This window comes from Streptomyces sp. NPDC056373, assembly GCF_042262425.1.
Lineage (GTDB): Bacteria > Actinomycetota > Actinomycetes > Streptomycetales > Streptomycetaceae > Streptomyces.
Map to the genome: position 1 here is coordinate 409,486 of NZ_JBHJPX010000009.1, position 26,810 is coordinate 436,295.

At 73.2% G+C, this 26,810-nt stretch carries 19 protein-coding genes; 6 read left to right on the forward strand and 13 right to left on the reverse strand.

Going from position 1 to position 26,810, the window contains the following annotated elements; all coding sequences use genetic code 11:
* Positions 1-81 precede the first annotated feature (81 nt).
* The 3 genes from ACFCXS_RS21645 to ACFCXS_RS21655 form a co-directional block, all read right to left on the reverse strand.
* Positions 82-282, reverse strand: a complete 201-nt coding sequence (locus ACFCXS_RS21645; RefSeq protein WP_376644970.1) for a hypothetical protein — start codon at positions 280-282, stop codon at positions 82-84.
* A gap of 46 nt (positions 283-328) precedes the next feature.
* On the reverse strand, positions 329-1,336 hold the full coding sequence (locus ACFCXS_RS21650; RefSeq protein ID WP_376644971.1) for a Ppx/GppA family phosphatase: 1,008 nt from the start codon (positions 1,334-1,336) through the stop codon (positions 329-331).
* Between the two features lie 244 nt (positions 1,337-1,580).
* Positions 1,581-3,092, reverse strand: a complete 1,512-nt coding sequence (locus ACFCXS_RS21655; protein WP_376644972.1) for an MFS transporter — start codon at positions 3,090-3,092, stop codon at positions 1,581-1,583.
* Positions 3,093-3,266: 174 nt separating this feature from the next.
* Here ACFCXS_RS21655 and ACFCXS_RS21660 point away from each other — a divergent pair, with 174 nt between their 5' ends.
* Together ACFCXS_RS21660 and ACFCXS_RS21665 are read left to right on the forward strand one after the other, a co-directional pair.
* Complete coding sequence (locus tag ACFCXS_RS21660) at positions 3,267-3,608, forward strand: ArsR/SmtB family transcription factor (protein ID WP_376644973.1); 342 nt, start codon at positions 3,267-3,269, stop codon at positions 3,606-3,608.
* A 6-nt stretch (positions 3,609-3,614) separates the two neighbouring features.
* Positions 3,615-4,142: an SRPBCC family protein gene (locus tag ACFCXS_RS21665; protein WP_376644974.1), complete on the forward strand. Its 528-nt coding sequence runs from the start codon at positions 3,615-3,617 to the stop codon at positions 4,140-4,142.
* Positions 4,143-4,146: 4 nt separating this feature from the next.
* On the opposite strand, the gene ACFCXS_RS21670 is transcribed toward ACFCXS_RS21665, so the two are convergent.
* The 4 genes from ACFCXS_RS21670 to ACFCXS_RS21685 all read right to left on the reverse strand — a co-directional run bounded on the left by ACFCXS_RS21670 (position 4,147) and on the right by ACFCXS_RS21685 (position 10,349).
* The gene (locus tag ACFCXS_RS21670) at positions 4,147-7,008 is read right to left on the reverse strand and encodes an NHLP bacteriocin export ABC transporter permease/ATPase subunit (RefSeq protein WP_376644975.1); all 2,862 of its coding nucleotides are present in this window, start codon (positions 7,006-7,008) and stop codon (positions 4,147-4,149) included.
* A 1-nt stretch (position 7,009) separates the two neighbouring features.
* A complete protein-coding gene (locus tag ACFCXS_RS21675) occupies positions 7,010-9,235 on the reverse strand; it encodes an NHLP family bacteriocin export ABC transporter peptidase/permease/ATPase subunit (protein ID WP_376644976.1) in 2,226 nt (741 codons plus the stop codon).
* Positions 9,232-10,038 (reverse strand): HlyD family efflux transporter periplasmic adaptor subunit, encoded by an 807-nt coding sequence (locus tag ACFCXS_RS21680; protein WP_376644977.1) that lies wholly within the window; start codon positions 10,036-10,038, stop codon positions 9,232-9,234. Before ACFCXS_RS21680 ends, ACFCXS_RS21675 begins: the two co-directional genes overlap by 4 nt.
* 95 nt (positions 10,039-10,133) lie before the next feature.
* Positions 10,134-10,349 (reverse strand): hypothetical protein, encoded by a 216-nt coding sequence (locus tag ACFCXS_RS21685; RefSeq protein ID WP_003994898.1) that lies wholly within the window; start codon positions 10,347-10,349, stop codon positions 10,134-10,136.
* Between the two features lie 746 nt (positions 10,350-11,095).
* Here ACFCXS_RS21685 and ACFCXS_RS21690 point away from each other — a divergent pair.
* The gene (locus tag ACFCXS_RS21690; RefSeq protein WP_376644978.1) at positions 11,096-12,505 is read left to right on the forward strand and encodes a S1 family peptidase; all 1,410 of its coding nucleotides are present in this window, start codon (positions 11,096-11,098) and stop codon (positions 12,503-12,505) included.
* A gap of 115 nt (positions 12,506-12,620) precedes the next feature.
* Here ACFCXS_RS21690 and ACFCXS_RS21695 read toward each other — a convergent pair whose 3' ends face one another.
* Positions 12,621-14,777: a SpoIIE family protein phosphatase gene (locus ACFCXS_RS21695; RefSeq protein ID WP_376645004.1), complete on the reverse strand. Its 2,157-nt coding sequence runs from the start codon at positions 14,775-14,777 to the stop codon at positions 12,621-12,623.
* Between the two features lie 314 nt (positions 14,778-15,091).
* Here ACFCXS_RS21695 and ACFCXS_RS21700 point away from each other — a divergent pair, with 314 nt between their 5' ends.
* Positions 15,092-15,700 carry a LuxR C-terminal-related transcriptional regulator gene (locus ACFCXS_RS21700; protein WP_376644979.1) on the forward strand — a complete coding sequence of 203 codons (609 nt, stop codon included), beginning with the start codon at positions 15,092-15,094 and terminating at the stop codon, positions 15,698-15,700.
* Positions 15,701-15,806: 106 nt separating this feature from the next.
* On the opposite strand, the gene ACFCXS_RS21705 is transcribed toward ACFCXS_RS21700, so the two are convergent.
* The 4 genes from ACFCXS_RS21705 to lanKC all read right to left on the reverse strand — a co-directional run bounded on the left by ACFCXS_RS21705 (position 15,807) and on the right by lanKC (position 22,444).
* Positions 15,807-17,651 carry an ATP-binding cassette domain-containing protein gene (locus tag ACFCXS_RS21705; RefSeq protein WP_376644980.1) on the reverse strand — a complete coding sequence of 615 codons (1,845 nt, stop codon included), beginning with the start codon at positions 17,649-17,651 and terminating at the stop codon, positions 15,807-15,809.
* A 46-nt stretch (positions 17,652-17,697) separates the two neighbouring features.
* Entirely contained in the window at positions 17,698-19,566 is a 1,869-nt protein-coding gene (locus tag ACFCXS_RS21710) for an ABC transporter ATP-binding protein (protein WP_376644981.1), read from the reverse strand.
* 82 nt (positions 19,567-19,648) lie between these two features.
* Positions 19,649-19,765, reverse strand: a complete 117-nt coding sequence (locus ACFCXS_RS21715; protein WP_104784284.1) for a SapB/AmfS family lanthipeptide — start codon at positions 19,763-19,765, stop codon at positions 19,649-19,651.
* An 84-nt stretch (positions 19,766-19,849) separates the two neighbouring features.
* On the reverse strand, positions 19,850-22,444 hold the full coding sequence (gene lanKC / locus ACFCXS_RS21720; RefSeq protein WP_376644982.1) for a class III lanthionine synthetase LanKC: 2,595 nt from the start codon (positions 22,442-22,444) through the stop codon (positions 19,850-19,852).
* 185 nt (positions 22,445-22,629) lie between these two features.
* On the opposite strand from lanKC, the gene ACFCXS_RS21725 reads away from it, so the two are divergent.
* Positions 22,630-25,077, forward strand: a complete 2,448-nt coding sequence (locus ACFCXS_RS21725) for a SpoIIE family protein phosphatase (protein WP_376644983.1) — start codon at positions 22,630-22,632, stop codon at positions 25,075-25,077.
* Positions 25,078-25,243: 166 nt separating this feature from the next.
* Here the strand turns inward: ACFCXS_RS21725 and ACFCXS_RS21730 are convergent, their stop codons facing one another.
* On the reverse strand, positions 25,244-25,939 hold the full coding sequence (locus ACFCXS_RS21730) for a type 1 glutamine amidotransferase domain-containing protein (RefSeq protein ID WP_376644984.1): 696 nt from the start codon (positions 25,937-25,939) through the stop codon (positions 25,244-25,246).
* A gap of 327 nt (positions 25,940-26,266) precedes the next feature.
* Between ACFCXS_RS21730 and ACFCXS_RS21735 the strand changes: the two genes are divergently transcribed.
* Entirely contained in the window at positions 26,267-26,686 is a 420-nt protein-coding gene (locus ACFCXS_RS21735; RefSeq protein WP_376644985.1) for a CBS domain-containing protein, read from the forward strand.
* The last annotated feature ends 124 nt before the right edge of the window (positions 26,687-26,810 follow it).

The following is a 26,810-nucleotide window of genomic DNA, read 5'->3' on the forward strand; positions in this document are numbered from 1 at the left end:
CCGTGCGGGGTGGTCCGTGCGCGACCGGTCGTGCGGGCGCTCGGGCCCCTGTCTCGGTGGCCCGAGCCCGCCCGGTTCCCGTCAGTCGCCCTCGGACTCCTTCTGCGCACGCGTGTTGGGGGTGATGGCCTCCCCGGCCTCGCCCCAATGGCGGCGCTCCTCGGCGGAGTCTCCGGTGCGGTTCTCGGCGTCCTCGACCTCGCGCAGCACCTCTTCGAGTGCCGTCTCGGCCGGCTTGCCGTGCCGGTCCTCGGCGTGGCCGTGATCCTTGTGCTGGGACACGGGTGTCTCCTTTCCTCGTGCGGTTCGTCCGGTCACGGCGGGGTGTTCAGCTTCCGGCGCGGGCGATGCGCAGCGGCACCGGATCGGCGGGCGCGGCCTCCTCGCTGCGCAGGGCGACCTCCGCCCACCAGGAGGGGCCGTCCTCGATGTGGCGCAGCAGTACGCCTTCGCGGATGGCCCAGGGGCAGACCGTGACGGCCTCGATGCCGGTGAGCTTCAGCACGGTGTGCCCGACCACCGCCCCCGCCAGGCTCTGGGCGGCGCGGGGTGCGGAGATGCCGGGCAGGTGCGCGCGTTCGGCCGCGGGCAGGGCGGCCAGCCGCGCGATCGCCGCCCGCAGGTCGGAGCGGTGCATCTGCCGGTCCACGAACGGGCCGTGGCGTCCGGGCGCCGCACCGCACAGCCGTCCCAGCTGCTGGAAGGTGCGGGAGGTGGCGACCGCGGTGCGCGGGCCCTCCCAGCGGATCCGCGCCGCGACGTCCCGCAACTGGTGGCGGACCTTGCGGCGCAGCGCCCGCACCTGTTCCGGCGACGGCGGGTCCTCGTCCTCGAAGAACTCGTGCGTCAACCGCCGCGCCCCCAAAGGCAACGACGCCACGAAGTCCGGCAACCGGCCGCGTCCGAAGGCGACTTCGAGTGTGCCGCCGCCGATGTCGAGCAGCGCGAGCGGCCCCGACCGCCAGCCCATCCACCGCCGGGCCCCGAGGAAGGTCAGTTCGGCCTCGACCTCGCCCGGCAGGGTGCACAACTCGACGCCCGTACGGGCGCGGACGGCGCGCAGCACCTCGCGCCGGTTCGGCGCGTTGCGCACCACGGCGGTCGCGAAGGCCGGCGGGCTCGCCGCACCCCACCGGGCGGCGGTCCTGTCTGCCTCGGCCACCGCGTCGACGAGTTGTGCCACGGCCTGCTCCGGGATGGGTCCCCCCGGTGTGACCTGCTCGGACAGCCTGAGCCGCCATTTGGCGGTGTGCACGGGCAGCGGCACCCCGTCCGCCGCGTCCGCGACCACGAGTCTGACCGTGTTCGATCCCACGTCCACCACGCTGATTCGCATGGCCGGTGGGTACCCGTTTCCGAGCCCGCCCAACAGGCGGTGAGCGGCGGACCGGCGAGGACGCGCCACCGGCCGGGGGAGGAGAAGGGACGGAGGAGGAGGGACGGAGGAGGAACCGGACGGGAAGAGCCGGACGGGAGAAGCCGGACGGGAGAAGCCGGAGGGGAAAGACAAAGGGGGAAAGGCAAAGGGCAAAGGGACCGCCGTGTCCTCGCGCACGACGGTCCCCGGCACTTCCGGCCGGTCACATGTGCACGACCGGCGCCGCCTCCGGGTCCTGCTGCGGCACCCCGCGCCGGTGCAGGACGAAGGTGATGAGCGCACCCGCGGCGAAGAACCCGGCCGACCACCAGAAGGCGGTGGTGTAGCTCTCGACCGTGGCCTGGGCCTGCACCAGCTTGCTGCTCGGGTCCTTGCCCGCCAGGTAGTCGGTCGCCGCGCTCGCGGCGAGGGTGTTCAGCAGCGCCGTGCCGACCGAACCGCCCACCTGCTGCATGGCGTTGACGGTCGCGGAGGCCACACCGGCGTCCTCGGCCGCGACGCCACCCGTCGCCAGCTGCATCGCCGACGGCATCACCAGGCCGAGGCCCACGCCGATCACGACGAGCTGCGGCAGCACCGCGCTCGCGTAGGAGGAGCCGACGCCGATGCCGGTCAGCCAGGCCATGCCGGCGGTGGCGACGGCGAAGCCGAGCGGGACGACCGTCTTCGGGCCGAGGCGCGGCAACAGCACGGTGGTGCCCAGCTGGGCCATCACCATCAGCGCGCCGACCATCGGCAGGAACGCCACACCGGTCTTCGTGGGGCTGAAGCCCAGGTGGAGCTGGAGGTAGTAGGTGAGGAAGAGGAACACCCCGAACATGCCCGCGCCACTGATCAGCACGGCCAGGAAGGACGCCCCGCGGTTGCGGTCGAGCAGGATGCGCAGGGGCAGCAGCGGGTGGGCGGCGGCGCGGGTCTGCCACCAGGTGAAGGCGGCCAGCAGCACGGCGCCGGCGATCAGGAAGCCCCAGGTGAGCGGCGAGCCCCAGTCGTGCGTCTCCGCGTTGGAGAAGCCGTAGACGACGGAGAACAGGCCGGCGGCGACCAGGATCGTGCCCGGCACGTCCAGCTTGGCGGTCGTGGCGTCGCGGCGGTTGCTGAGCAGGAGCCAGCCGCCCGCGAAGGCGGCCACGGCGATGACGACGTTGACGTACAGCGTCCAGCGCCAGTCCAGGGCGTCGGTCAGGATGCCGCCGAGGAGCAGGCCCACCGCACCGCCGGCACCGGCGATGGCGCCGTAGACGCTGAAGGCCCGGGCGCGTTCGCGCGCGTCGGTGAACGTGGTGTTCAGCAGCGACAGTGCCGCCGGTGCCAGCAGCGCGCCGAAGACGCCCTGGAGGGCGCGGGCGACGACCAGCATCCCGAAGCCGTTCGCGGCACCGCCGAGCGCCGAGGCCGCCGCGAAGCCGACGATGCCGACGAGGAAGGCCGGCTTGCGGCCGAACAGGTCGGCGATCCGGCCGCCGAGCAGCAGCAGCGAGGCGAACGCCAGCGCGTACGCGGTGACGATCCACTGCCGGTCGCCGTCGGAGAAGTGCAGGTCGGCCTGGGCCGAGGGCAGGGCGATGTTCACGATGGTGGCGTCCAGCACCACCATCAACTGGGCGAGGGCCACGACCGCGAGGATCCACCACCGCTTCGGCGAGGCCGCGGGCGGCGTCGTCCGGGCGGTGGCGCGCTCGGGCGCGCTGTCGGTGAGGGATTTCTGTGGCATGGGAGCACCCGTTTCCAGGGACGGCGTACGAGAAAGGCAATGGGTACGTAAACGAAACCGTTTCGTACACATGGAGGCTAGACCAGTCTGAACGAAACGGCAACGTTTCGCTCACGCTCCCTCCGTGCTGTTTATTCCTTGACGGGCATATAACTCTGGAGGCATATTGGACTCATGCCCGACTCCGCCCTCTGGACCGCGCTCGCCGACCCCCACCGGCGGGCGATCGTCGCCCTGCTCCTGGAGCGGCCCCGATCCGTCGGTGAGATCGTCGAGGCATGCCGACTGAGCCAGCCGAGCACCTCCAAGCACCTGAAGGTGCTGCGCGAGGCGGGTCTGGTCCGGGTGCGGCAGGACGCGCAGCGCCGCGTCTACGCCCTCGACCCCGGCCCGATCGCCGCGCTGGACGCCTGGCTCGCCCCGTACCGCGCGCTGTGGAACAAGAGCCTCGACGCGCTGGGCCGTCGCCTCGACGAGACGCCGGACACCCCCCAACCGCCCGCAGCGAAGGACTGATCCACCATGACCGCCGATCTCACCGGCACCTACCTGACCCTGGACGACGGCCGCCCCGCGGTCCGTTTCAGCCGCGTCTACGACCATCCCGTCGAGCGGGTCTGGGAGTTCGTGACCGACCCGGACGAGCTGGAGCGCTGGTTCCCCTCCCGCGCCGAGATCGAGCTGCGCCCCGGCGGCACGATCAGGTTCAGCGGAGACCCGCACATGGAGGACGCCACCGGCCGGGTCCTGGCCGTCGACCAGCCCCGGCACCTGTCGTTCGACTGGGGCGGTGACGAAGTCCACTTCGACCTGGAGGGTGCCGGCGACGGGCGCACCCGCTTCACCCTCACCAACGTGCTCGCCGCCGAGGACACCGCCGCCCGCAACGGCGCCGGCTGGGAGGTGTGCCTGGCCGCCCTGGACACCAGGGCGCGAGGCGAGAAGGCCACAGGTCCGCACGCCGGGCCCGACGCACCCTGGAAGGACGTCTACGCCGCCTATGTCGCGGCCGGTCTGCCCTCCGGCGCGCCCGTGCCCGGCCAGGACTGACGGCTCACGCCATCTGCCGCCGCACCAGCTCGTGCAGCCGCCCGTTCGTGTCGGCGAGGAGCTGGGCGGGCGGGCCCTGCTGGATGACCTTGCCGTCCTCCATCACCACGACCCGGTCGGCGTCCATCACGGTCGACAGCCGGTGCGCGATGACGACCCGGGTCGCGTTGAGGGCCTTGGTGCTCTCGATGACCGTGCGCTGTGTCTCGTTGTCGAGCGCGCTGGTCGCCTCGTCGAAGAAGAGGATGCGCGGCCGGCGGATCAGCGCCTGGGCGATCATCAGCCGCTGACGCTGGCCGCCGGAGACGGCTCCGCTGCCCGCGACGATGGTGTGCAGCCCCATCGGCATCCGCTTGATGTCCTCGGCGAGACCCGCCATCTCCGCCGCCGCCATCGCCTCCTCGGGCGTGTACGGCTCGGTGCCGCAGATGACGTCCAGGATCGAACCGCTGAACGGCTGCGCGTGCTGGAGCACCACACCGCACTGGCGGCGCACCGCCGACTGGTCCAGGGCCCCCAGGTCCTGCCCGTCGTACAGCACGCTCCCCGACACGGGCCGGTCGAAGCCGATCAGCAGCCGCAGCAGCGTCGACTTCCCGCAGCCGCTCGGGCCGACGACCGCGACGAACTCGCCCGGCCGCACCTCGAACGACACGTCGTCCAGGACCAGGGGGCCGTCGTCCGCGTAACGGAAGGACACCCGCCGCGCCTCGATCGCCCCGGTCAGCGGACCCGGCCGGGTGCTCGCCGTACGCACCTCCGGCGTCGCGTCCAGCACCGGCTTGATCTCCTCGAACAGCGGCAGCGCGGCGACCGCCGAGACGAACGAGCCCGTCAGCTGGGTGACGGAGGTCAGCACCATCGTCACCGAGGTGTTGAAGGTGAGGAACGCCGCCGCCGACATCGAGCCCCGGGCCGGACCGGCCAGCAGCATGAACATCAGCAGGGTGCACAGCGGCAGGTACACCGCGCCCAGCACCGTCGTGAGGTTCTTGATACGCCCGACCTTCTGCTGGAGTTCCCGGCTGCGCGCGAACTCCGACGCCCACGCGGCGTACGCGTAGTTCTCGGCGGCGGCCACTCGCAGCTTCGGCAGACCGCGCAGCGTCTGGAACGCCTGGTTGTTCAGCTTGTTGGCCAGCACCACAAGACGCCGCTGCCAGCGCACCTGCCACAGCCCGAGCGCCAGGAACACCGACGCGATGACGACCAGCATGCCGATCGCGGCCATCGCCATCGGCACGCTGAACCAGAACAAGAGCGCCAGGTTCATCACGCCGACCGTCACCGACTGGGCGACCGTCGGCCCGACCCCCGCCAGCAGCCTGCGGATCGAGCTGATGCCCATGGCCGCGCTGGCCAGTTCGCCGGTGGAGCGCTCGGTGAAGAACTTCGTCGGCAGTCTCAGCAGCCGGTCCCACACCGCCGGCTGGAGCGTGGCCTCGATCCGGCCCTCGATCCGCAGGATGGTCAGGTTCTGCAACAGCATGAAGGCCGCGGCCACCACACTGCTCAGCATCACCGCGAGACACACCTGCACGATCAGGCCGGTCTGCGCCTTCGGCACGAACTCGCCCAGCACCTTGCCGGTGGCGACGGGCACCAGCGCGCCGATCGCCACCGTGACCAGACCGCTGAGCAACAGCCCCGTCAGATCGCCGCGCATGCCCTGCATGCAGAACCGCAGCAGCCCCAGCGGGCTGAGCCCGCGCTCCGGCAGCGGACGGTAGAACATCACCGCGCGCGGCTCGAACTCGTCGGCGTTGGCCTTCTCGACCGGCGTCTCGCGCCCGGTGGACGGATGCACCGCGACATAGCCGCCGCGCCGCCACAGCAGCGCCACCGGCGCCCCCGACAGGGCTCGCTGGCCGACCAGCGGCCCCACGTTGTCCCGCCACCAGTGGCCGTCGAGCCGGACCGCCCGGGTGCGCACCCGCGAGGCCAGAGCGACCTGCTCCACCGGATCGAGGCGGTCGCCGCCGGTGCCCTTCTGGGTCGGCTCGGTGATCCGGATCCCCGCCGCCTGCCCGACCAGCTTGCAGGCCGCGTACGTGGCGTCGGCGTCGGCCGAGGTGGTCCGCTTGCCCGACCGCTTGCCGATGGAGGCCAGCAGCGTCTGGTCCGCCTGGGCGCGCACCGCCTCGCCGGCCTTGATGCCCTCGGCCGTACGCGTCTCGTGGGTCTGCTCCAGCTGCTCGATCCAGCGGTCCAGCGTGGTCAGCAGCCGGTACTGCTGGTCGACCATGGACTGCCACAGCGCGGGATCCATCAGCAGGTCGGCCGCGGCCTCCGCGCCGTACAGCGAGCCGTACTGCACGCTGCCCGGCGGCACCTGCATCCAGAACACGTCGTCGTCGTCCCCCACGCTCGAATACGCTCGCGCGGGGGGACCCCCAGGCGCGGCGGCCCGTTCGGTGGCCATCGGCGCCTGGAAAAGGATCGACAGACTGCGGCCGACCCCGAGGGCGAGCGCGTACTCCAGCGGGCTCGTCGTCGGCGGCACGTACTGCGGGTTGCCGTACTCGTCGTACGACCAGGTCGCCGTGTTGGCGGGCTGGTACAGCTCGCGCAGGCCGATGCGGTGCACCACGCAGTCCCGCAGCGGCCGGGCCACCAGGGTGTGCTGCGGGCCCGGCACCGGGCCGAGCACCAGCGAGCCCGCCTCCAGCCGGCCCAGATGGTGCCAGTGACCCTGCTGCCCTGCGTCCACCGCGAACAGATCCACGGCACCGGACGCGACCAGCCACAGCACCTGCGGGCCTTCGAGGTCGAGTCGGTTGAACCCGGCGCAGTCGATGCGCGAGCCCATCTGCCCGAAGGCGCCCAGCACCAGGTCGCCGTCGTGTCCTTCGTGAACGGCCGTCATCTCACCGCTCCCTGACCAGTGCCGCGTACGCTCCGCCGCGGGCCACCAGGTCCTCGTGCCGTCCCCGCTCCACGACCGTGCCGTGCTGCAGGACGACGATCTCGTCGCTGTCGCGGACCGTGCTGAGCCGGTGCGCGATCACCACGCAGGCGCAGCCGCGCCGGCGCAGGTTGTCCATCACGACCTGCTCGGTCTCCGCGTCCAGCGCACTCGTCACCTCGTCGAGCACCAGGATGCTCGGCCGGCGCACCAGCGCCCGCGCGATCTCCAGGCGCTGGCGCTGCCCGCCGGAGAAGTTGCGGCCGTCCTGCTCCACCTTGCTGTGGATGCCGCCCGGGCGGCGTGTGATCACGTCGTACAGGGCGGCGTCGCGCAGCGCGTCCTCCACCGCGTCGTCCGGGATCGACGGGTCCCACAGCGCCACGTTGTCGCGGACAGTGCCCTCGAAGAGGAACACGTCCTGGTCGACGAAGGAGACCGAGGCGGCCAGCGCACCGCGCGGGATGTCCTCGATGCGCTGCCCGTCGATACGGATCACGCCCTCCCAGGGCGCGTACAGCCCGGAGATCATCCGGGACACCGTGGACTTGCCGCTGCCCGAGCCGCCCACCAGCGCCACCTGCTGACCGGGGCCGACGGTCAGGTCGAAGCCGGACAGCAGGGGCTTGTCGAGGGGGCTGTAGCCGAACGTGATGTTCTCCAGCTCGACATGGCCCTGGAGGCGCCGCGTGGACTCGCCGGAGCCGGGGCGGCCGTAGAGCGGGTCGGCCTTGAAGTTCTCCACGTCCTTCAGCCGGGCCACGTCCGCGGCGAAGTCCTGGATGCGGCCCGCGACACCGTTCAGCCGGGTCAGCGGGGCCGTGAAACGGGTGACCAGGGCCTGGAAGGCGACCAGCAGACCGACGGAGATGTGCCCCTCGACCGCCCGCATGCCGCCGATCCACAGGATCAGCGCGCTGTTGAGGGTGGCGAGCGTCGGCGCGACCACACCCAGCCAGGCACTCGGCACGCCGAGCCGCTGCTGCTCCTCCAGGGTGGTGGCGTGCTGCCCGGCCCACTTGCGGAAGTAGCCGTCCTCGCCGCCGGTCGCCTTCATCGTCTCGATGAGCTGAAGGCCCGTGTAGGCGGTGTTGGTCAGGCGTGCCGTGTCCGCGCGCAGTTTCGCGGTGCGGGTCGCGCGCAGCCTGATGACGACCCGCATCGCCACGATGTTCAGCAGGGCCACGCCGATGCCGACGAACGTCAGCTGCGGGTCGTAGGTGTACAGCAGCACCGCGTACAGGACGACCACGATCGCGTCCACGCCCGCCGCGGCGAGGTCGCGGGACAGGGTCTCGGACACGGCGTCGTTGGACTGCAGCCGCTGCACCAGGTCGGCCGGGCTGCGCTGGGAGAAGAACGTCACCGGCAGCCGCAGCAGATGCCGCAGGAAGCGGGCGCTGGAGAGGGTGGAGGAGATGATGCGGCCGCGCAGCAGGTTGGCCTGCTGGAGCCAGGTCAGCACCACCGTGAGCAGCACGCACGCCGCCATCGACGCGAACAGCACGCCGAGCAGCGAGGTCTGGTTGCCGATCAGGAACTCGTCGATGTAGGTGCGGCTGAGCGCGGGCACCGCCGCGCCGACCGCCACCAGCAGCAGACTGGCCAGGACCGCGGCGGGCATGGTGCCCGCGGTGCCGCGCAGCCGGGCGGGCATCGCGCCCAGGACGCCCGGCTTGCGGCCGCCCCGGGTGAAGTCCTCGCCGGGTTCCATCACCAGCACGACACCGGTGAAGCTGCCGTCGAAGTCCTCCATGGGGACGAAGCGGCGGCCCTTGCCCGGGTCGTTGATGTAGACGCCGCGGCGTCCGAAGCGCCGGCCCATGCCGTCGTAGACGACGTAGTGGTTGAACTCCCAGAACAGGATGGCCGGCGACTTCACCTCGGCGAGGGCGGCCAGGTCCATCTGCATGCCCTTGGCCGTCAGGCCGTAGGAGCGGGCCGCCTTGAGGAGGTTGCTGGCGCGCGAACCGTCCCGGGAGACACCGCAGGCGATGCGCAGCTCCTCCAGCGGGACGTGCTTGCCGTAGTGGCCGAGCACCATCGCCAGGGAGGCGGCGCCGCACTCCACGGCTTCCATCTGGAGCACGGTGGGGGTGCGGACGGTCTTCGCCCGGGCCTTGGGGACCTTGCGCTTGGGCGGGGCGGCGCGGCGCCTGCTCCGCGGCTCCTGTGCGGTCGCGCTCATGGCAGCAGCCAGTCGACGGGGCGCTGGTCGGCCAGCCGGATCGAACCGGAGGCCAGCGTCATGGACGTCAGCCTGTAGGGGGGCCCGTCCGCCGACGACCACCGGTAACCGCTCTTCGTGGCGGAGGACTTGTCCAGCCGCACCGTCACGGCCACCGGCCTGCCCTTCTTGGTGAACTGCTCGCCCAGCTGGCTGTCCCCGAGGAACGCGGCGATCGTCTGCGGGGACTGGGCCGAGCGGTCGACCGACTTCACATGGCCGCGCAGCACGCCGTACTCCTGTGTCGGCACCGACTGCACGGTCAGGTCCACGGCCGCGTCGTCGGGGACCGAGGCGGCGTTCTCCGCCGGGACGTACACGGTGGCGTAGAGCGGGTCGCCGGTGTGGGCGACCTTCTCGACGGCGGCGACGTTCGCGCCGGTCTGGATGATCTGCCCGACGGTCGCGGCGAGCGCGGAGACCCGGCCCGCGGCGAGGGTACGGACGACCGCTTCGCCCTTGGCGGTACGGACCTTGAGTACGGGGGAGTCCGCGGGCAGCTGCTGGCCCTGCTCGGCGAGCACGGCGGTGACCTGGCCCGCGACGGGGCTCTGCAGGAGGTAACTGCCCTGCCCGTGCGTGATGATGGCGGGCGCGCTGACCGTGGAGGTCACCGAGCCGGTCACGGCCCACACCGAGGCGGCCGCCATGGCGACGACCGTCACCGAGAGCACGAGCCAGCCCTGCGGACGGGCGAAACGCACCGGGAGGTCGAGTTCCTCCGGTGACTGGAGCTTGGCGAGGGCCTGTTGGCGGAACTGCAAGGAACTTCCCTCACCCGTGGAAGAGGTGGTCACGGAACCCGAAGAACCCGGAACCGCCGGCTGCGGTTCCGGGAATCAACGGCACAAAGGCTCGATCAGAGGCCGGAGACCAGGCCGGTGACCGGGGCCGTGTTCAGGCCGGTGACGCCCTCGACGGTGCCGACGGCGGTGTCGACCAGGCCGGAGACCGGGGCAATGCCGTCGACGGTGTCGGTGACGGTGTTCACGGCGTTCACGGACAGGCCGCCGGAGATGGCGTCGAGCTGGGCGTCAGCGATCTCGACGGTCTCAACCTGGGGGGTGGAGTTCATGGTGGAACTTCCCTTCATATGGATATCTCACAAGGGGGGAGCGGCCCCCTCTGGGGACAGATGACGGCCGCGACCGCGAGCGCCGGACATTCGTTTCCGAGTGCCCTGAGCGGCCCCCGCGGTGCGATGGATCAAAGCACGCCGCTGCTCCGCGCTTCCAATCAACCACCCCTCTCACCAGGCAACTTGCGCCCCAACGGCACCGATCCGTGGAGGTCTGCGCACCGCTTGGGGGCGAGTTCTTCACATGCGCCACCGCATCGGCGCATCCCGGCCCTTGAGTCACCGGGTGGCGAATCCGGCACTCCCGCCCCAAAGGCGTGACCGGCGCGGCCGGGCTGTGGATAACCCTCCTTTCGGTGACCGGGTTGAGCAGTCGATGTGCAGATTCGCTGAAGCCGGGGTTTGAGTCCGTGATTGCGACAGATCGTTTCCGGCCGGATACGGAGCGTTCCGTTCCGTCATGCCGGGACGGCGCTCGGTCCTGAAAGGCCGTCATCCGGCCATGACGCGCCGCGGGCCGCCCCGGCCCGCCCTGCTGGACCGGCCCACGTGAACAGGACGATCACGGCACGGGCGGTCGGCTTGCGCGCGGCGGGAGTTGGCTGATTCCGCGATGCGAAGGGATCACTTGCAATCGGAATTGAACGCCCCGTGCGGCACGTGCGTACCAACAGCCATCCAGGCGCCCCCCAGAAGCTGCCGGACGGCGGCACCTACTCCGTTCCCCCCAGGAGGAGAGAAGTTTGAGTCACAAGCGAATTCCGAAGCGCAAGGCCGCGATAGCGGCGGGCGGCGTGGTGGCGCTCGGCGCGGCCGCGATCCTGCTCCCCAACGCCAACGCCTCGCAGGACGGTTCGTCCGGCGACGCGGCTGCCGCGCCGAAGACCCTGAAGGCGGGCGACGCCTCGGATCTCGCCTCGCAGCTCTCCGGGCTCCTCGGCGAGGCGTTCGGCGGCTCCTACTACGACGGCGACAGCAAGCAGCTCGTCGTCAACGTCGTACCGGGCGACGACAACAACGTCATCGTGAAGGCGAAGGCGGCCGGTGCGAAGGTCCGCGAGGTCGACAACAGCTGGTCGGAGCTCCAGGACGGCGCGTCGACGCTGAAGTCCGAGGCGACCATCGCGGGCACCTCGTGGTCGATCGACCCGCGCACCAACAAGCTCCTGGTGACCGCCGACAGCACCGTGACCGGTGCCAAGTGGGACAGACTGGAGAGCACCGTGCAGGAGCTCGGCTCCGGCATGGCCACGCTCAAGAAGTCCTCCGGCACCTTCAAGCCGTTCGTCTCCGGAGGCGACGCCATCTTCGCGGGCGGCTCGCGCTGCTCCCTCGGCTTCAACGTCACCGCCGGCGACGGCTCCCCGGCCTTCCTGACGGCCGGTCACTGCACCCTCGGCGGCAACGAGTGGTCCGACACCCAGGGCGGTCAGCCGATCGCCACGGTCGACCAGGCGACCTTCCCCGGCAACGGCGACTTCGCACTCGTGAAGTACGACGACCCGGCGACCCAGGCGCCCAGCGAGGTCAACACCGGCGACCAGACCGTCCCGATCACCGAGGCCGCCGAGGCGACCGTCGGGCAGCAGGTCTTCCGGATGGGCAGCACCACCGGGCTCAACGACGGCCAGGTCCTCGGCCTCGACGCCACGGTGAACTACCCCGAAGGCACGGTCACCGGCCTCATCCAGACCGACGTCTGCGCCGAGCCCGGCGACAGCGGCGGCTCGCTGTTCACCCAGGACGGTCTCGCCATCGGCCTGACCTCCGGCGGCAGCGGTGACTGCACGGCCGGCGGCGAGACGTTCTTCCAGCCGGTGACCACCGCGCTGGAGGCGGTCGGCGCGACCCTCGGCGCGGGCGGTGCCGCAGGCGGCGGCGCCGGTGCCGGTGACGAGGCCGGCGCGGGCGCGGGCGAGGAGGCCGGTGCGGGCCAGGAGGCCGGTGCGGGTGGCGAAGCGGGCGCCGGTGAAGAGGCCGGTGCCGGTGAGGAAGCCGGTGCGGGTGCCGGAGCCGGTGAAGAGGCCGGAGCCGGTGCCGGTGAGCAGGCCGGAGGCGACGAAGCGGGCGCCGGTGCCGGTCAAGGCGCGGGTGCCGGTCAGGGCGCGGGTCAGGGTGTCGAGGACAACTCCGGTCTGACCGAGTCCCGCTGACCCCCGCAGAGCCGTCGGCAGCCGGTCCGACGCAGCCGGTCCGGTTCCGCCCCCTTCCTGGCGGAACCGGACCGGCTCCCCTGCGTCGCGGACCGGTTGCCGATGCCCACCGGCCCTACCCGAGGGCCCTGATCAGCAACAGGGCGATGTCATCGAGCCGTTCCTCCCCGTCCGCGCGGTGCCGCTCATGACGGACGAGACTGTCGGCCAGTTCGTCCAGCGGCTGGTCCCCGGCGTCGGCCAGCCGCCGGCCCAGATCCGCGAGGGCTTCCTCGAAGTCCGTACCGGGGGACTCCACCAGCCCGTCGGTGTAGAGGACGAGCAGCGAACCCGGGGGCAGGGCGACCTCCGTCGTCGGGTACACCGCCGAGGCGTCGATGCCCAGCAGCGGGCCGCCCGCCAGATCGAGGACCCGCACCCGCCCGTCCGGCCGTCTCAGCAGTGGCGGGGGGTGCCCCGCCCGGGACATCACGGCCCGCCCGTGCTCCGGGTCGAGCCGCAGGTACAGGCAGCTGGCGAACAGGTCGGACCCGAGGTCGAGCAGCAGCCTGTTGGTGCTGCGCATGACCTCCTCCGGCGCCTGCCCCACGGTCGTGTACGCCCGCACCGCGGTGCGGACCTGCCCCATCAGTCCGGCCGCCGTCACGTTGTGGCCCTGCACGTCCCCGATCACCGCCGCGGCACGCCCCTGGGCGCCCACCAGGTCGTAGAAGTCGCCGCCGATGTCCATGCCCTGAGTGGCCGGCACATAGCGGCCGACCGCCTCGATGCCGGGCAGCGACGGCAGCGAGTGCGGCAGCAGGGCCTCCTGCAGACCGTGCGCGAGCCGGTGCTTGGCGTCGTAGAGCAGCGCCCGCTCCAGAGCCTGGGCGATCAGCCCGGCCATGCTCGTCATCACCGCCCGCTCCTCGGTCGGGAAGGGGTGCGGCTCGGCGTAGGAGAGCACGCAGGTCCCGACCGGCCGGCCCTGGGCGATGAGTGGCAGGAAGGCCCAGGCCGCGAACCCGTCGGGGGTCGAGAGCCGTGCCGGGTACAGACGCTCCAGCTGCTCCTGCGACTCGAAGAACGCGGGCACGCCCGTCCGCAGCACCTGGGTACCCGGTGTCGGCTCGGTCAGGGGCATCCCGTCGAACCGCTCCACCACGTGCGGGTCCCGGTAGCCGCGATGCCCGAGCACCTGCAGCCGCTTGGCCCGCGAGCCCAGCACGACCAGGGCCTGGCTGCCCACCGCCGGAACGATCTCGTCCGCGACCAGCTGCACCACGTCCTGCACGCCCACCGCCTCGGTGAGCGCGCCGGCCAGGTCCAGCACCTGCGAGATGGTGACCAGCCGGGACGGCGCCCCGTCGGGCGGCGGCGTGGTCCGGTTCATCCGGGAGACGGCCCTGGACCTGGTGATGCGGACGCTCAGGCCGGTCGTGCTCGGGTACAGCCGGAACGACAGCCATTCCCCGGGCGGACGCAACGCCACGAACGAGGTGACGTGCTGGCTGAGCAGCGCCGCCCGGTACCGGTCCTCGTAGACCGGGTCGTTGAGCCAGGGCACCGACGCCCACAGCTGGGTGCCGAGCAGTCGGCTGACCGGGACGTTCAGCAGCTCGGCCGCCGCCGCGTTGACGAACCCGACCCGTCCGTGCAGGTCCAGCGAGACCAGCCCGTAGGGCAGCCGGCTCACCATCCGGGCCGCCTCGACCGTGCCGAGCGTGCCGGCCATGCCGCCCACGAGGGGCGAGGCGAGCAGGTCGGTCTCGGGGTGCGGCGGGATGCTGTGCTCGGCGGCCCGCTCCAGCCGGACCGCCAGCCGGCCGCAGGCCGCGGTCAGGTGATCACGTTCGTGGTCGGACATCTCCGCCGAATGCGCGCCCGGCCACGTCACGAAGACCGCGCCGTAGACGGTCGACTCGGTGGCGACCGGCACCGCGGCCAGGGCGAAGGGGTAGGGCAGCACCACGGCGATCCGCGGATAGAGGCGGGCCATCTGCTCCTCGCCGCCGACCCACACCAGCCGCCGCTCGCGCGCCGCGTCGGCGACCGGGATCGGCGCGCTCAGGCCCACCCGCTCCCAGGGCGCCGCGAACGCCCGGGGCAGTCCGGCCATCACCGCCATCTCCAGTACGGGCTGATCCGGAGCCATCAGGTAGACGGCGCCGGAGTGGGCGTGCACCTCGTCCATCATCGAGGCGAGCGCAAGCGAGAGCAGGGGACGGCCGACCGGCGTCCTGGCGGCTGCCGGCGCCTGCGCGGACGACTGCCCTTCGGACACGCCGACCACCTCCTCGCACGGCCGCGCGACCGGGTTCAGGAACAAATCTCCCCCCTGGCGGCCCGTCCCGCACGACGAGCGGTTCCCGAACGGTGCCGGTTACCGTCGGTCACAGGCATACCGGGCCGACAGGGGCGAATCCCGTACCCCGAGCGTCCCGACCCATGCCCCCGTGGTCGAAGCGTGGGCGGGCGTACGGGTGCAGGGCGTGCGCCCCCGCGCCTCCTGATGGCTGGTTTCTCGTGTACACGGAGGGTCACCGTCGCTAACAATGGGGCACGCGCTCAACACGAGGGGGCGTACGGCGAGCGGAGGGGGTGGCAGTGATCCGGGTGCTTCTGGTCCAGGACGAGTGTCTGGTGCGGTCGGTGCTGGCGGAGTGGCTGCGGCAGGAGTCCGATCTGGCGGTGCACGACACGTCGTGGCGTGGCGCGCCGGGCATGGTGCGGTCGGTCCGGCCGGACGTGTGCGCGGCGGACCTGGAGTGCGCGGACTCCTACGGCATCCCCCCGCTGGGCGAGCTGTGCCGGCCGGGGCCGGACCGCGCGCGCCCCCGATTACTCGTGCTCGCCACCGCGAACCGGCCGGGCCTGCTGAAGCGGGCGGTCGAGGCGGGGGCGCTCGGGTACGTCGACAAGGAGGGATCCCCGCAGAATCTGCTGCGCGGGATCCGTCGTGTTGCCGAGGGGGAACGTTTCGTCAACGACTCGCTGGGCTTCGGGTTCCTCAAGGCGGCCGAGATGCCGCTGACCCGAAGAGAGCTGAGCGTGCTGACCCTCGCGGCCGAGGGAGCCTCCATAGCGGAGATCGCCGGGAGCCTGCACCTGTCCCGCGGGACGGTGCGCAACTACATGGCCGCCATCACCCGCAAGACCGGGGCCCGCAACCGCATAGACGCCATACGCATCTCGCAGGGCCAGGGCTGGCTCTGACCCCGGGGCCCTGTCGTTCGGACCTCCCGGCCACGCGGAGCAGGGCGCGCGCGGGTCGGCCGAGAAGAACCGCACCGCACGGCGGCGCCGATGTGAACGACAGGGCCTATCGGGCCGGTGCGGGAGACCAGCTGCCGACGAGGTCCCGGTACAGCGCGGAGCACCGCAGCAGTTCCTCATGACCGCCGCAGGCCGTGCTCCGGCCGTCCATCACCAGGACCCGGTCGGCGCGGCGGGCCGAGCTGATGCGGTGGGCCACCACCACCAGGGTCCCGCCCGGCCGCCCGGCGAACGCCCGCTCCGCGCGCTCCTCCGTCTCCGGGTCCAGATGGCAGGTCGCCTCGTCCAGCAGGGCGAGCGGGGCGTACGACAGATAGGCCCGGGTCAGCGCGACCAGCTGCCGTTCGCCGGCCGACAGAGCCGGGGGCTCGACCCGGGCGTCGAGTCCCCCGAGCCGGTCGGCCAGCGGGGTGAGGCCCACCGCCTCGGCCGCGGCCAGCAGCTCCTCCTCGGGCACCGGGTCCGGACGCAGGTAGGCGAGGTTCTCGGCCAGCGTGCCGCCGAAGACGTATGCCTCCTGCGGGATGAGCACCCGCGAGGCGGCGGCCCCCGGGCCGGGCACGGGGTGTCCGCCGACCCGGACGGTGCCGCGCGACGGCGTGAGCAGCCCTGCCACGAGCGCGGTGAGCGTGGACTTGCCGGTGCCGCTGGGACCCACGACGGCCAGGTGCGCTCCAGGTGCGAGGTCGAGGTCGAGGTCGTGGACGACGGGCGCGCTGGCGGGGCCGTAGGCGAAGGTGACCGAGGTGAGGGAGACGGCCGGGGGAGGCTCGGCGGCGGCTCGGGGCAGGCCGGTGACGGTGGTGGTGTGCTGCGCGGGACGGGTGTTCCCGTCCGGGTGGGGCGCGCCCGTGCGGTGGGCGGAACGGGGATCGCCGGCCGGCCGGGGCCCGGCAGCCGTGGTGGCGTCCGCCGGGCGAGGGCTTGCCGCCGGGACAGGCGGGGCGGTGTCGTCGGCGGTGTCCGGCCCGGCCAGTCTGCGCAGCACCACCGTCAGGCGGGAGCCGCTCGTGCCCAGGCCGTGGATCAGGTTGCGCAGGGCCGGGAGCAGGGACTGGGTGACGTAGGCGAGGGCGCCGACCAGGGCGCCCGTGGAGACGCCGTGGGCCAGGAGCCAGGGGGCGGCGGCGAGCAGCAGCACGATCGGCAGCTGCCCGCCGATCGTCAGGGACGCCACCCGCAGCACGCCCCAGTGGGCGAGCGCGCGCGCCGCCCGCAGTTCCGCCTCGACGCGTTCCCCGGTACCGGCGGCGATCTGTGCCTGCGCGCCGGTCGCCGTGATGTCGCGCAGGCCCGGGCAGACGGTGCCGAGGTCACCGGCGAGCGCCTCGTCGGCGACGAGGAACGTCTCCTGCCGCCGGGCGAGGGGCCGCAGCGTCGCGGCGAACAGCGCCGTACCGACGGCCAGGGGCGGTCCCACGACCAGCAGAAGCGGCGGCGCGAGCGCGAACAGGCCCGCCAGGGCACCGACGGAGGTGAACACGAAGGAGCGGGAGACCATGACCAGTCCGGCGAAGGTGTCCCGGGCGATCTCCACCTGCTGGGTGAGCCCGGACAGCGACCCCGCGTCACCACTGCGCACCCCGCGCGAGACCACCCGTTCCACGAGCCTGTCCCGGAGCGGTTCGACCAGGTCGGCGACGGCGGCGTAGACCCGGGCGGTGCCGTACGCGCCCAGCAGGACCCCCAGGCCGGTCACCGCCAGCCAGAGCAGTCCGACGTCCGCCCGGCCGCGCAGGAACCCCTCGTCCAGGGCCCGGGCGGGGCCGTACCCGATGAGGAAGGTCTGCCCGGTCTCCAGCACGGACCAGACGGTGAGCCGCACCAGGACCCGCCGGTGGGCCAGCAGGAAGCGCAGGCCCCGGGCGGGGAGGCCGGTGGAGGACGTCATTTCCGCACCCCGTCCCCGACAGCCGCATCCGCGCACGTCCGGCCCCTCATGCCGTCACGTCCTTCACGCCGCTCGTCCCGCCTCTGTCGGCCGCACCCCCGCGCGTCCGGCCGTTCATGCCGTTACGTCCTTCCCGCTGGTCCCGCCCCCGGGGGCCCGGGACCGGCTGTGATCCGCCGTCGCCCGCAAGGGAGCCGGCGGAGCCCGGGCCGTCCGCGAACACCGCCCGGTACTCCGCCTGCCGCCACAGCTCCTCGTGCCGTCCCACCGCCCGCACCCGCCCTTCGTCCAGCCACGCCACGGCATCGGCGCACGCGGCCGTCGCGCCGCGGTGGGCGACCAGGAGCCGGGTGCTGCCGGGGCCGTCGCCGAAGAGGGCGTCGGTGATGCGGCGTTCCGTCACCGTGTCGAGGCTGGAGAGGGCGTCGTCGAGGATCAGCAGGCGTCCCCCGTGTGCGAACGCCCGGGCGAGGCCCAGCCGCTGGGACTCGCCGCCGGAGCGGGGGGCGTCGGCGACGGCCGTGTCGTACCCGTCGGGGAGGCGGCGTACGAAGTCGTCGGCGAGGGCCGTGCGGGCCGCTTCACGGATCCGGCCGGGGGAGGGGGAGGGCAGGCCGAGGCCGATCGCCTGTCCGACCGTGCCGCCGAGGAGGGCGGGCCGGGCGAAGGCGTAGCCGACGGCGCCGCGCAGGTCGTCGTGCGGCAGTTCGCGCAGTGGCACACCGTCGAGCAGCACCTCGCCGTCGTCCGGGTCGGCCAGCCGTCCGGCGAGCGCGGCCAGCAGCGACTTGCCGGAGCCGGACCGGCCGACCACCGCCAGCGTCGTACCGCCCGGCAGGTCGAGGTCCACCCCGTCGAGCACGGTGCGTCCGCCGCGCCGGGCCGTCACCCCGCGCAGCTCCAGCCGCCCGGGGCCGTCGGGCAGCCGGCGGGCGCCGTACGCGGTGGCGGGCTCGGTCTCGACCTCGCCGAGGCGCCGGGCCGCGGCCCGGGCCCGGGCCAGGCCCGCGAGCTGCCCGACCAGCACACCGACGCCGGTCGCGAGCACCGCGTACCGGGAGGCCGCGAGCACCTCGCCCACCGAGAGCCGGTCCCGGCTGAGCAGGACCCCGGCCACGGCCACGACCGCGAGCTGCAGCAGCGGCGCCACGGCGACCGCACGGGCCGCGGCCCGGCCCTGGACCCGCCACATGCGGTGCCCGGCCCGGGACAGATCGGGCAGCGGCCGCAGCACACGGGCCGTCTCGCGGCGCTCCGTGCCGGCCGCGCGGACGGTGCGGACCCCTTCGACCGCCTCGGCCAGCGCGGCCGCGATCCGGCCCTGGGCCTGCTGATAGCGCGACGCGGTCTCGGAGGTGTCCCGCGAGACGGCGCGCAGCAGAAGGGCCAGCACGGGGGCTCCGGCGAGGAACACGGCCGCGAGCCACCAGTCGATCAGCGCCAGCGCGACCACCCCGCCGACGGGACCGGCGAGCGCGGCCGGCAGCGCCGCACGGGCCGCCGGAGTGGTACCCGCCTCGGCGGCGTTGCCGACCAGGCGGGCGACGAGGTCACCCGAGCCGAAGCGGTCCGCGGCGCGCGGTCCGACGCCGAGGACGTGCCCGGTCAGCCGGCGGCGCAGCCATGCGGTGGTCCGGGCGTCGAGGGTGCCGGTGAGGACGGTCTGGGCCGCGTCGAGCAGACCGAGCAGCAGGACGAGGCCGGCGCAGCAGAGCACCCAGCGGGTCGCCGGGGCGTGCGCCAGCAGAAGATCGAGGGCCCGGCCGAGCACGACCGGAAGCAGCAGTCCGCCACCCGTCGAGGCGATGCTCACCAGACACAGCGCCACACAGCGGGACCGGCTGTACCGGGTGGCCGTGCGCAGCAGCGTGCGCGCGTGTCCGGCCGCCGGGTCGTCGTCGCCGCGCGAGGTCATACCGGCCTTTCCTGGGACGGGAAGGGCCCCGGGCGGCCCCTCCCCGAAGGGAGAGAGCCGCCCGGAGCGTGCAGACCGTAGATCAGAGACAGAGCAGAACGCTCGCGGCGCTGATGCAGGAGAGCAGGCTCACCGTGCTGTTGCCGCCGCCGGTGGTGCGCTCTTCGGTCTCGATGGTCTGCAGGTCGAGAAGTGCCATGGTGTGTCCTTCCATTGGGTGTCCGTCCGTGGTCATCCGTGGGGACGGGGTGGTGTCACGACTCCGCGGGATCGCGGAACCGCGTCATTGGGGCCGCCTTCCGGGCGGCGGGAGGAACGGCAGATGGGCGTCGGTCGCAGGGTCGAGGGCCGCGCCGAGCGCCAGCAGGCACCCTGCCGTTCCGGTGGCGAGGTCCATGGAGAGCCGCATCATCTGGTGGCCGGGGAAGGCCAGTTGGCCCTGGTAGGCCATCGCGAACCAGCCGAGCCCGGCGATCTGCGAGGCCAGCCGGTCCTCGGTCGCGCCCGGCGTGGTCGTGCGGCTGAGGTGCAGGACCATTCCGGCGCGGCCCTGGAACAGCCCGGGCTGCGCGTAGAAGCGGGAGGTGGCCGCGGTGAGTGCACCGGTACGCGCTGTCTCGAACTCCCCGGCGAGGCCGGGGGAGTGGGACACCAGGTCGTCGAGGACCATGCCGAGGCCCGCGCTGCCGTCGCCGAGGTAGGGCAGGGTCCGCCAGCCCTCGTCGACCTCCAGCGACCCGTTCTCGCGGGTCACGCAGGACGCCAGGTCCCGGCGCAGGGCCACGGCGGCCGCCTCCAGCCAGGCCTCCTCGCCGGTCCACTCGTACTGGCGCAGCATGAGCAGGGCGGTACCGCTCGCCCCGCGCAGCAGTCCGGCGCGCGGCCGGGACGTGGCCGCAACCGGCTCGGTGAGGCGCTGGACGAGGATCCGCGCGGCCTCGTGCGCCCGCTCGCCCAGAGCCGCCTCGCCGGTCGTACGGGCCAGGTGCCCGAGGACGAGGCCCAGCCCGGCCAGCCCGCCGTGCAGGTCGGAGGAGAGGTTCTGCCACCGCTCGGCGAGGATGCCCTCGACGAGGTCCAGCGCCCGCTGCCGGTGCCCGAGCCGGTCGAGGACCAGGGCGACGCCCGCGAGCCCGTCGTACAGGCCGAGCGGGGTGCCGACCGGGGCCGGGGCCGTACGGTCCAGCAGCCAGCGCTCGCCCTCCTCGTACCGCTCGGCACCGGCCGCGTCCAGCGCGAACAGCACCCCCGCGGCGCCGTGCGCGAGCCCGAGCCCGCCGCCGTCGGAGAACTGGGCGACATCGCCGGGGAAGAGCCGGTCGTCGCGCTCCGGGGTGGCCGAGGCGAGGATGGCCTTGACCATCGAGTCGCGGCTGTATGGCCAGTCGCCGGGGTCCACCGGCGCGGAGGGAGCGGCCACCGTACGGCCGGACACCTCCCGCGTGATCTCGGTGACCGCCTGGTCGAGGAACTCCCGCGGCACGTCCGGGAACTGCTGCGAGATCACTTCGGCCAGATGCGCCGCCTTGCCGCGGTCGACCACGAACAGCGTGGTCACCGGCAGGAACAGGGCCAGCCGCAGACAGGCCAGCGCATAGCGGTCGATGTCGGCGCCCCGGCGGTCCGGAGGCGCGAAGAACCCGGGGTGGGCGACGACCTGACGGCCGTTCTCCCCGACCGGGGCCGCGGCCTCGAAGTCGAGGAGGAACACCGTCTCCTCGTCCGGGGCGACCATGATGTTGAAGACGTGCAGGTCGTTGAAGACGATGCCCCGGGCGTGCACCGCCGCCACCGCCTCCTCCACCCTGCGGTGGATGCGCAGCGCCCACGCCGTGTAGGAGGCGACGGCCTCCGCGTCGGGGTCCTGGGTGAGCAGCGGATGCCGCTCCGCGAAGAAGGCGTTGAGGGGGCGGCCCTCCAGGAAGTCCATCACCAGGAAGCGGTGCCCGCCGAGCTCGAACCAGTCGCGCACCTCCGGGACCACGCCCGTGCCCGCGACCTGCTCCAGCGCCCGCTTCTCCCGCTCCAGCCGGGCGATCGCGTCGGCGCCGTCCGAGGCGAGCCCCGCGTGCGGCCGGCCCTCCTTGAGGACGACCTTGCGCCCGTCACGGGTGTCGGTACCGGCGTACACCCCGCCGCCGTTGGAGAAGTGCAGCGCCTTCTCGATGCGGTACGGCAGTTCGCCCGTCGTCGTGTTGTTCCGCGCGTCGAGATGCGGCTGGAGGAACGCCGGCAGCGTCACCCACTCGGGCACCTGGAAGGACGGCGACCGCCGGTCCGGCACCAGCCGCCCCTCGCCGTCGCGCACCGCCGGCACCAGCGAGCCCCGCTCGTCCACGACGAACGCACGGGCGAAGGCGCCGTAGCGCACGTACAGCGGCCCCTCGCCCCAGCGCAGGTCGGTGAGGATGTAGGGCCCCTCGAAACCCTCCAGCAGTGCGCCCAGCTCGCGCAGCACCCGGTGCAGCTGCTCCTCGTCGGCCGGGTAGACGGTGACGAACTTGCCGCTGCCGTCGCGTGGCGCGTATTTGGTGTTGCGCAGGTGGAGCAGGTGCGGTCCCGGCACGAACTTGAAGGGGACACGCCGCTCGACGCAGTAGTCCCACACGATGCGGGCGACATCCTCCGCGTTCGCCCGGGTCGCCGAGGCGTGGATCTTCCACCCCTGGGCCGGGCCCTGCAGCGGTTCGCCGTCCGGGCCGAGCGGCGTCATCGTCTGCCAGTCGCCGATCCGGGCCGACTCCCAGCCCTCGGGCAGCGGCCGGCGGGCCGTCTCGTAGAGGTGGGCGGCCGTCCCTTGCGCGCCCCGCGCCAGCCGGTCCGGCGTCTCGTAGAAGTGCCGGTCGGCCAGCGCGTACACCTCGTACCGCTTGTCCATGCGTCCCCCTCCTGACGAGCACCGAGCTTTCCAGCCACCCGCCGTGCACGCACAGTCACGCCTGTCACGAGAACACCGTGCGGAACGCATGCGTTAAGACATGTTCGGTTTCATTCGAGCGACCGCGTCGGAGCCGGTCCACGGAACGCCCGCAGGGGCTGCGCAGGTGTCTCATTAGCGCTGTAATGGCCAACGTGGTCAGTCAGGGCGCCCAGGAGCGCGGAACGCGGACACTGCGTGCCGAAGGTGCCCTCAAGGCGATCGCGATCGATCAGACATCGCCCGAACGGCTGCGGCGCGTCCTCGAACAGGCCCTCGTCTTCGCCGGTGCGGCGCTCGCGGCTGTCTACGCGCCCGGCGAGGACGGTGAGCTGCTGTCCCTGATGGAGTCGGCCGGAGTCCCGAGGACCCTGTACGGACTGCGCGACAGCTATCCGCGCGCCGGCCGGTCCCCCGTCGCCGAGGCCCTGCGCAGCGGGCGACCGGTGTCACTGGGACCGGCGGAACTCGCCGAGCACGCCCAGGCGCGGCGCGTGCCCTCCCAGGACTTCTTCCTGACGGCCCTCCCCGTCCAGGGGGACGGCGGCTGCCTGCTGGCCGTGAGCGAACGCCCCGAGGGCTTCACGGCCGACGACCTCGGGTGCCTGGAGCTCATCTCCGACGCGGTCGCCTTCACCGCCCCGGCCGCGCCCGCGGAGGCCGGCGAGCTGCCACCGGGCGCTTTCACGCTCGCCATGGACACCGGCCGCGTCCGGGTCGGCGACGACCTGCTGGACCTGTTCGGCCTGGACCCGGTGGAGTTCGACGGCCGGGTCGAGACACTGCTCAGCCTGACCGTCCCCGAGGACCTGCCGTCGCTGATGTCCGTGGTGGAGGCCGACCACATGTCGATCGGCGACCGCGAGCTGGAGTTCCGGGTGCTCCAGCCCGCCGGTCCGCCGAAGTGGCTCCGGCTGCGCGGGCGCCTGCTGCCCGGCGGCGAGGGCCGCCCGGCACGGCTCGTGGGCACGGTCGTCGACGTCTCCACGCTGCGCTCCGACGTCACCGACGTGGCCCGGGTCCAGCGCCTGGCCGCCGCGCTGGCCACCGCCGTCACCGTCCGCGACGTGGGCAAGGCCGTGGTCGCCGCGCTGCGCAGGCCGCTGCGGGCCGACCGGATCGCCCTGGCCGAGCTGGAGAGCGAGCGTCTCGTGGTCACCGTCCTCGACCCGCCCGAACCCGAGGCCTGGCCCGAGCTGTGGCGGTCGGAGTGGCGCACCGAGTGGCCCGACGCGCCCGTGCGTGCGATGCCCACCCTCGCCGCGGCACTGCGCGAGGGCCGGGCCCGCATCTGGCCCGCCGGCAGCCCCCTGGAACGCGCCCTGGCCGAGGTGGGCCCCGGTGGCCTCGCCGTCCTGCCGCTGCCCGCCGGGAACCGCATGGCCGGCGCCTGCCTGATCGGCTGGGACACCCCGCACGACTTCGGCACCGACGAACGCGCCCTGCTCACCGCCTGTGCCGGCCTCGCCGGACAGGCCCTGGTCCGGGCCCGGGCCTTCGACGCCGAGCACGAACTCGTCGGCATGCTCCAGCGCCAGTTGCTGCCGCGCAGCCTGCCCCGGCTGCCGGGCGCGATGGCCGTCGCCCGCTACCTGCCCAGCACGGCCGGGCTCGAACTGGGTGGCGACTGGTACGACGTCATCCCGCTGCCCGACCACCACGTCGCCCTCGTCATCGGCGACGTCCAGGGCCACAGCGCGGGCGCCGCCACCCTCATGGGCCAGATGCGCACGGCCCTGCGCGCCTACGCCGTCGAGGGGCACCCGCCGGACGTGGTGGTCGCGCACGCCAACCGGCTGCTGACGGACATGGAGAGCGACCTCTTCGCCACCTGCTGTTACGTCGACGTGGACTTGGAGGAGGGCGCCGCCTGGTGTGTGCGGGCCGGGCATCTGCCGCCGGTGCTCCGCTACCCCGACGGCCGGACCGAGATCGCGGAGGCCGAGGGCGGCCCGCCTCTCGGGGTGGTCACGCGGGCCGACTTCCCCATGAGCCCGCTGCGGCTCCCGCCCGGCACCGTGATCACCCTTGCCACGGACGGGCTCGTGGAGACGCCCGACTCCGACATCGACGTAGGCATGGACCACCTCGCCGAGCGGCTGGCGGACGCCGCCCCCGCGGATCTGGGGCTGGTCGCCGACGCCCTCCTGGGCAGCGCCCCGCGCAGCGACGACGTCGCCCTGCTCCTGTTGCGCTACGACGGCATGGACCTGCGCCCGCTGCGGGAGACCTGGACCGTCTGGCGGGTGCCGCAGGCCGTCGGGCACGCCCGCCGCTTCGCCCGGCGCACCCTGCGCTCCTGGGGCGTCACCGCCGAGTACGACGCCGCGCTCCTCGTCGTCTCCGAACTGGTCACCAACGCCCTGGTGCACACCGACGGCAAGGTCCGCATGGACCTCACCCTCATCAACGACCGGCTGCGCATCGCCGTCGCCGACGCCTCCCCCCGCTCACCGGTCAGACCGGCCAGCATCGGCTGGGAGGCCACCGGCGGCCGGGGCATCCTCCTCGTCGAGGCTCTCGCCGCGACCTGGGGCACCCTGCCCGTCAGCGGCGGCAAGCAGGTGTGGGCGGAGCTGGTGCTGGGGCGCTGAGCACGTGCGGCCCGGGGCGGGCCGCAGCACCTTCGTTCCGGGGCGGGCCGCTGAGCATCTCCGGCCCGGACGTGCCGCTGAGGACGTCCGGCCCCCGCCGGGCCGCTGAGCACCTTCGGTCCGGGAAGGAGCCCCGAACATCTCCGGCCCCGGCGGGCGCGACGGCTCAGCCCAGCCGCCTCAGCAGTTCCTCCGCCAGCGGCGCCGACGACGCGGGGTTCTGGCCCGTGACCAGATTGCGGTCGGTGACCACGTGCGGGGCCCACGGCTCCCCGGCCCGCACACTCACCCCGGCCTCGGTGAGACGGTCCTGGAGCAGCCAGGCGGCCCGGTCGGCGAGGCCGCCCTGGACCTCCTCGGCGTTGGTGAACGCAGCTACCTCGTAGCCGGCGAAGACATTGCGGCCGTCGGCCCCGACAGCGGCCAGCAACGCGGCCGGGCCATGGCAGACGACACCGAGCGGCCTGCCCGACTCCAGGGCCCGGGCGAGCAGCCGGCCGGAGTCGGCGTTCACGGCCAGATCCTCCATCGGGCCGTGGCCACCGGGGTAGAAGACGGCCGCGTAGTCCTCCAGCCGGACGTCCTCGAGCCGTACGGGATGCCGCAGCTCGGTGAAGGACTCCAGCGCCTTCGCGATCCGGTCGGCGTTCTCCTGCCCCCCGTTCACCTCGGGAGCCAGGGACGCCCGGTCGACGGGGGGCTCGACACCGCCGGGCGTGGCCACGACGACCTCGTGACCGGCGGCCCGGAACGCCTCGTACGGGGCGACGGCCTCCTCGGCCCAGAAGCCGGTGGGGTGCGCGGTGCCGTCGGCCAGGGTCCAGGTGTCGGCGCCGGTGACGACGAAGAGGATCTTCGACATGGTGGGTGCATCTCCATGAGACGGGCCGCGGTCGAACAGTGCGGCGATGACTCGGACGAGGACGACCGTAGGCGCCCGGACCGCAGGTTTTCCAATGCCCCGCCTCATGACGGCCATGCGCGCCGCCGCCACTCAGGTGATCGCCACCACCCGGCTCCCCGGTCCGGCCTCCGCGCACTTCGGACAACCCGCACGTCGCCCTGGTCCGCGACCGGCCGGGGGAGGCCGGCCGCACCTGTGATGCCCCGGGACGGCCGGGTACCCGGCGTGGCGCGGGACGCAGAGACCGCCACGAGCCGAAGTCCAGGGAAGAGGTAGAGACAGATCATGGCTCAGTATGTCCGCGACATCATGACCGGCGACCCGGTCACCGTCGAGCCGCAGACCTCCGTCGCCGAGGTGGCTCGCATCATGCGCGACGAGGACCTCGGGGCCGTCCTGGTGACGGACGGCGACCACCTCCGAGGTCTGGTCACGGACCGTGACCTCGTGGTGCGGACGGTCAGCAAGGGCGGCGATCCGGAGCGGATCAGCGTGGCCGGCGCGTGCAGCGACGAGCTGGTCACCGTGGGCCCCGACGAGGGTCTGGCCCAGGCGGTGGAGCTGATGCGCGAGCACTCCGTGCGCCGCATCCCGGTCGTCGACCACGGGCACCCCGTGGGCGTCGTCTCGCTGGGAGACATGGCCATGGAGCGCGACCCGGAGTCGGCGCTCGGCGACATCAGCGCCGCGCGCCCGAATGCCTGACACAGCGATCCCGCCGGACGGTCCCGCGCCCCCCCCCGGGGGGGGGGGCCGCGGCGGGGGGGGGGGCGCCCCACGCGGGGGCCCCCCCCCCGCCCCCCCCCGCGTCCGGCACCTGGAAGGGCAG

What these genes read in the sequence shown, in the direction of transcription:
- ACFCXS_RS21735 (WP_376644985.1), top strand. Translation starts at nt 26,267, where the DNA reads ATGGCTCAGTATGTCCGCGACATCATGACCGGCGACCCGGTCACCGTC.
- ACFCXS_RS21670 (WP_376644975.1), bottom strand. Translation starts at nt 7,008, where the DNA reads ATGACGGCCGTTCACGAAGGACACGACGGCGACCTGGTGCTGGGCGCC.
- ACFCXS_RS21730 (WP_376644984.1), bottom strand. Translation starts at nt 25,939, where the DNA reads ATGTCGAAGATCCTCTTCGTCGTCACCGGCGCCGACACCTGGACCCTG.
- ACFCXS_RS21710 (WP_376644981.1), bottom strand. Translation starts at nt 19,566, where the DNA reads ATGACCTCGCGCGGCGACGACGACCCGGCGGCCGGACACGCGCGCACG.
- ACFCXS_RS21715 (WP_104784284.1), bottom strand. Translation starts at nt 19,765, where the DNA reads ATGGCACTTCTCGACCTGCAGACCATCGAGACCGAAGAGCGCACCACC.
- lanKC (WP_376644982.1), bottom strand. Translation starts at nt 22,444, where the DNA reads ATGGACAAGCGGTACGAGGTGTACGCGCTGGCCGACCGGCACTTCTAC.
- ACFCXS_RS21685 (WP_003994898.1), bottom strand. Translation starts at nt 10,349, where the DNA reads ATGAACTCCACCCCCCAGGTTGAGACCGTCGAGATCGCTGACGCCCAG.
- ACFCXS_RS21660 (WP_376644973.1), top strand. Translation starts at nt 3,267, where the DNA reads ATGCCCGACTCCGCCCTCTGGACCGCGCTCGCCGACCCCCACCGGCGG.
- ACFCXS_RS21665 (WP_376644974.1), top strand. Translation starts at nt 3,615, where the DNA reads ATGACCGCCGATCTCACCGGCACCTACCTGACCCTGGACGACGGCCGC.
- ACFCXS_RS21675 (WP_376644976.1), bottom strand. Translation starts at nt 9,235, where the DNA reads ATGAGCGCGACCGCACAGGAGCCGCGGAGCAGGCGCCGCGCCGCCCCG.
- ACFCXS_RS21655 (WP_376644972.1), bottom strand. Translation starts at nt 3,092, where the DNA reads ATGCCACAGAAATCCCTCACCGACAGCGCGCCCGAGCGCGCCACCGCC.
- ACFCXS_RS21725 (WP_376644983.1), top strand. Translation starts at nt 22,630, where the DNA reads ATGGCCAACGTGGTCAGTCAGGGCGCCCAGGAGCGCGGAACGCGGACA.
- ACFCXS_RS21705 (WP_376644980.1), bottom strand. Translation starts at nt 17,651, where the DNA reads ATGACGTCCTCCACCGGCCTCCCCGCCCGGGGCCTGCGCTTCCTGCTG.
- ACFCXS_RS21650 (WP_376644971.1), bottom strand. Translation starts at nt 1,336, where the DNA reads ATGCGAATCAGCGTGGTGGACGTGGGATCGAACACGGTCAGACTCGTG.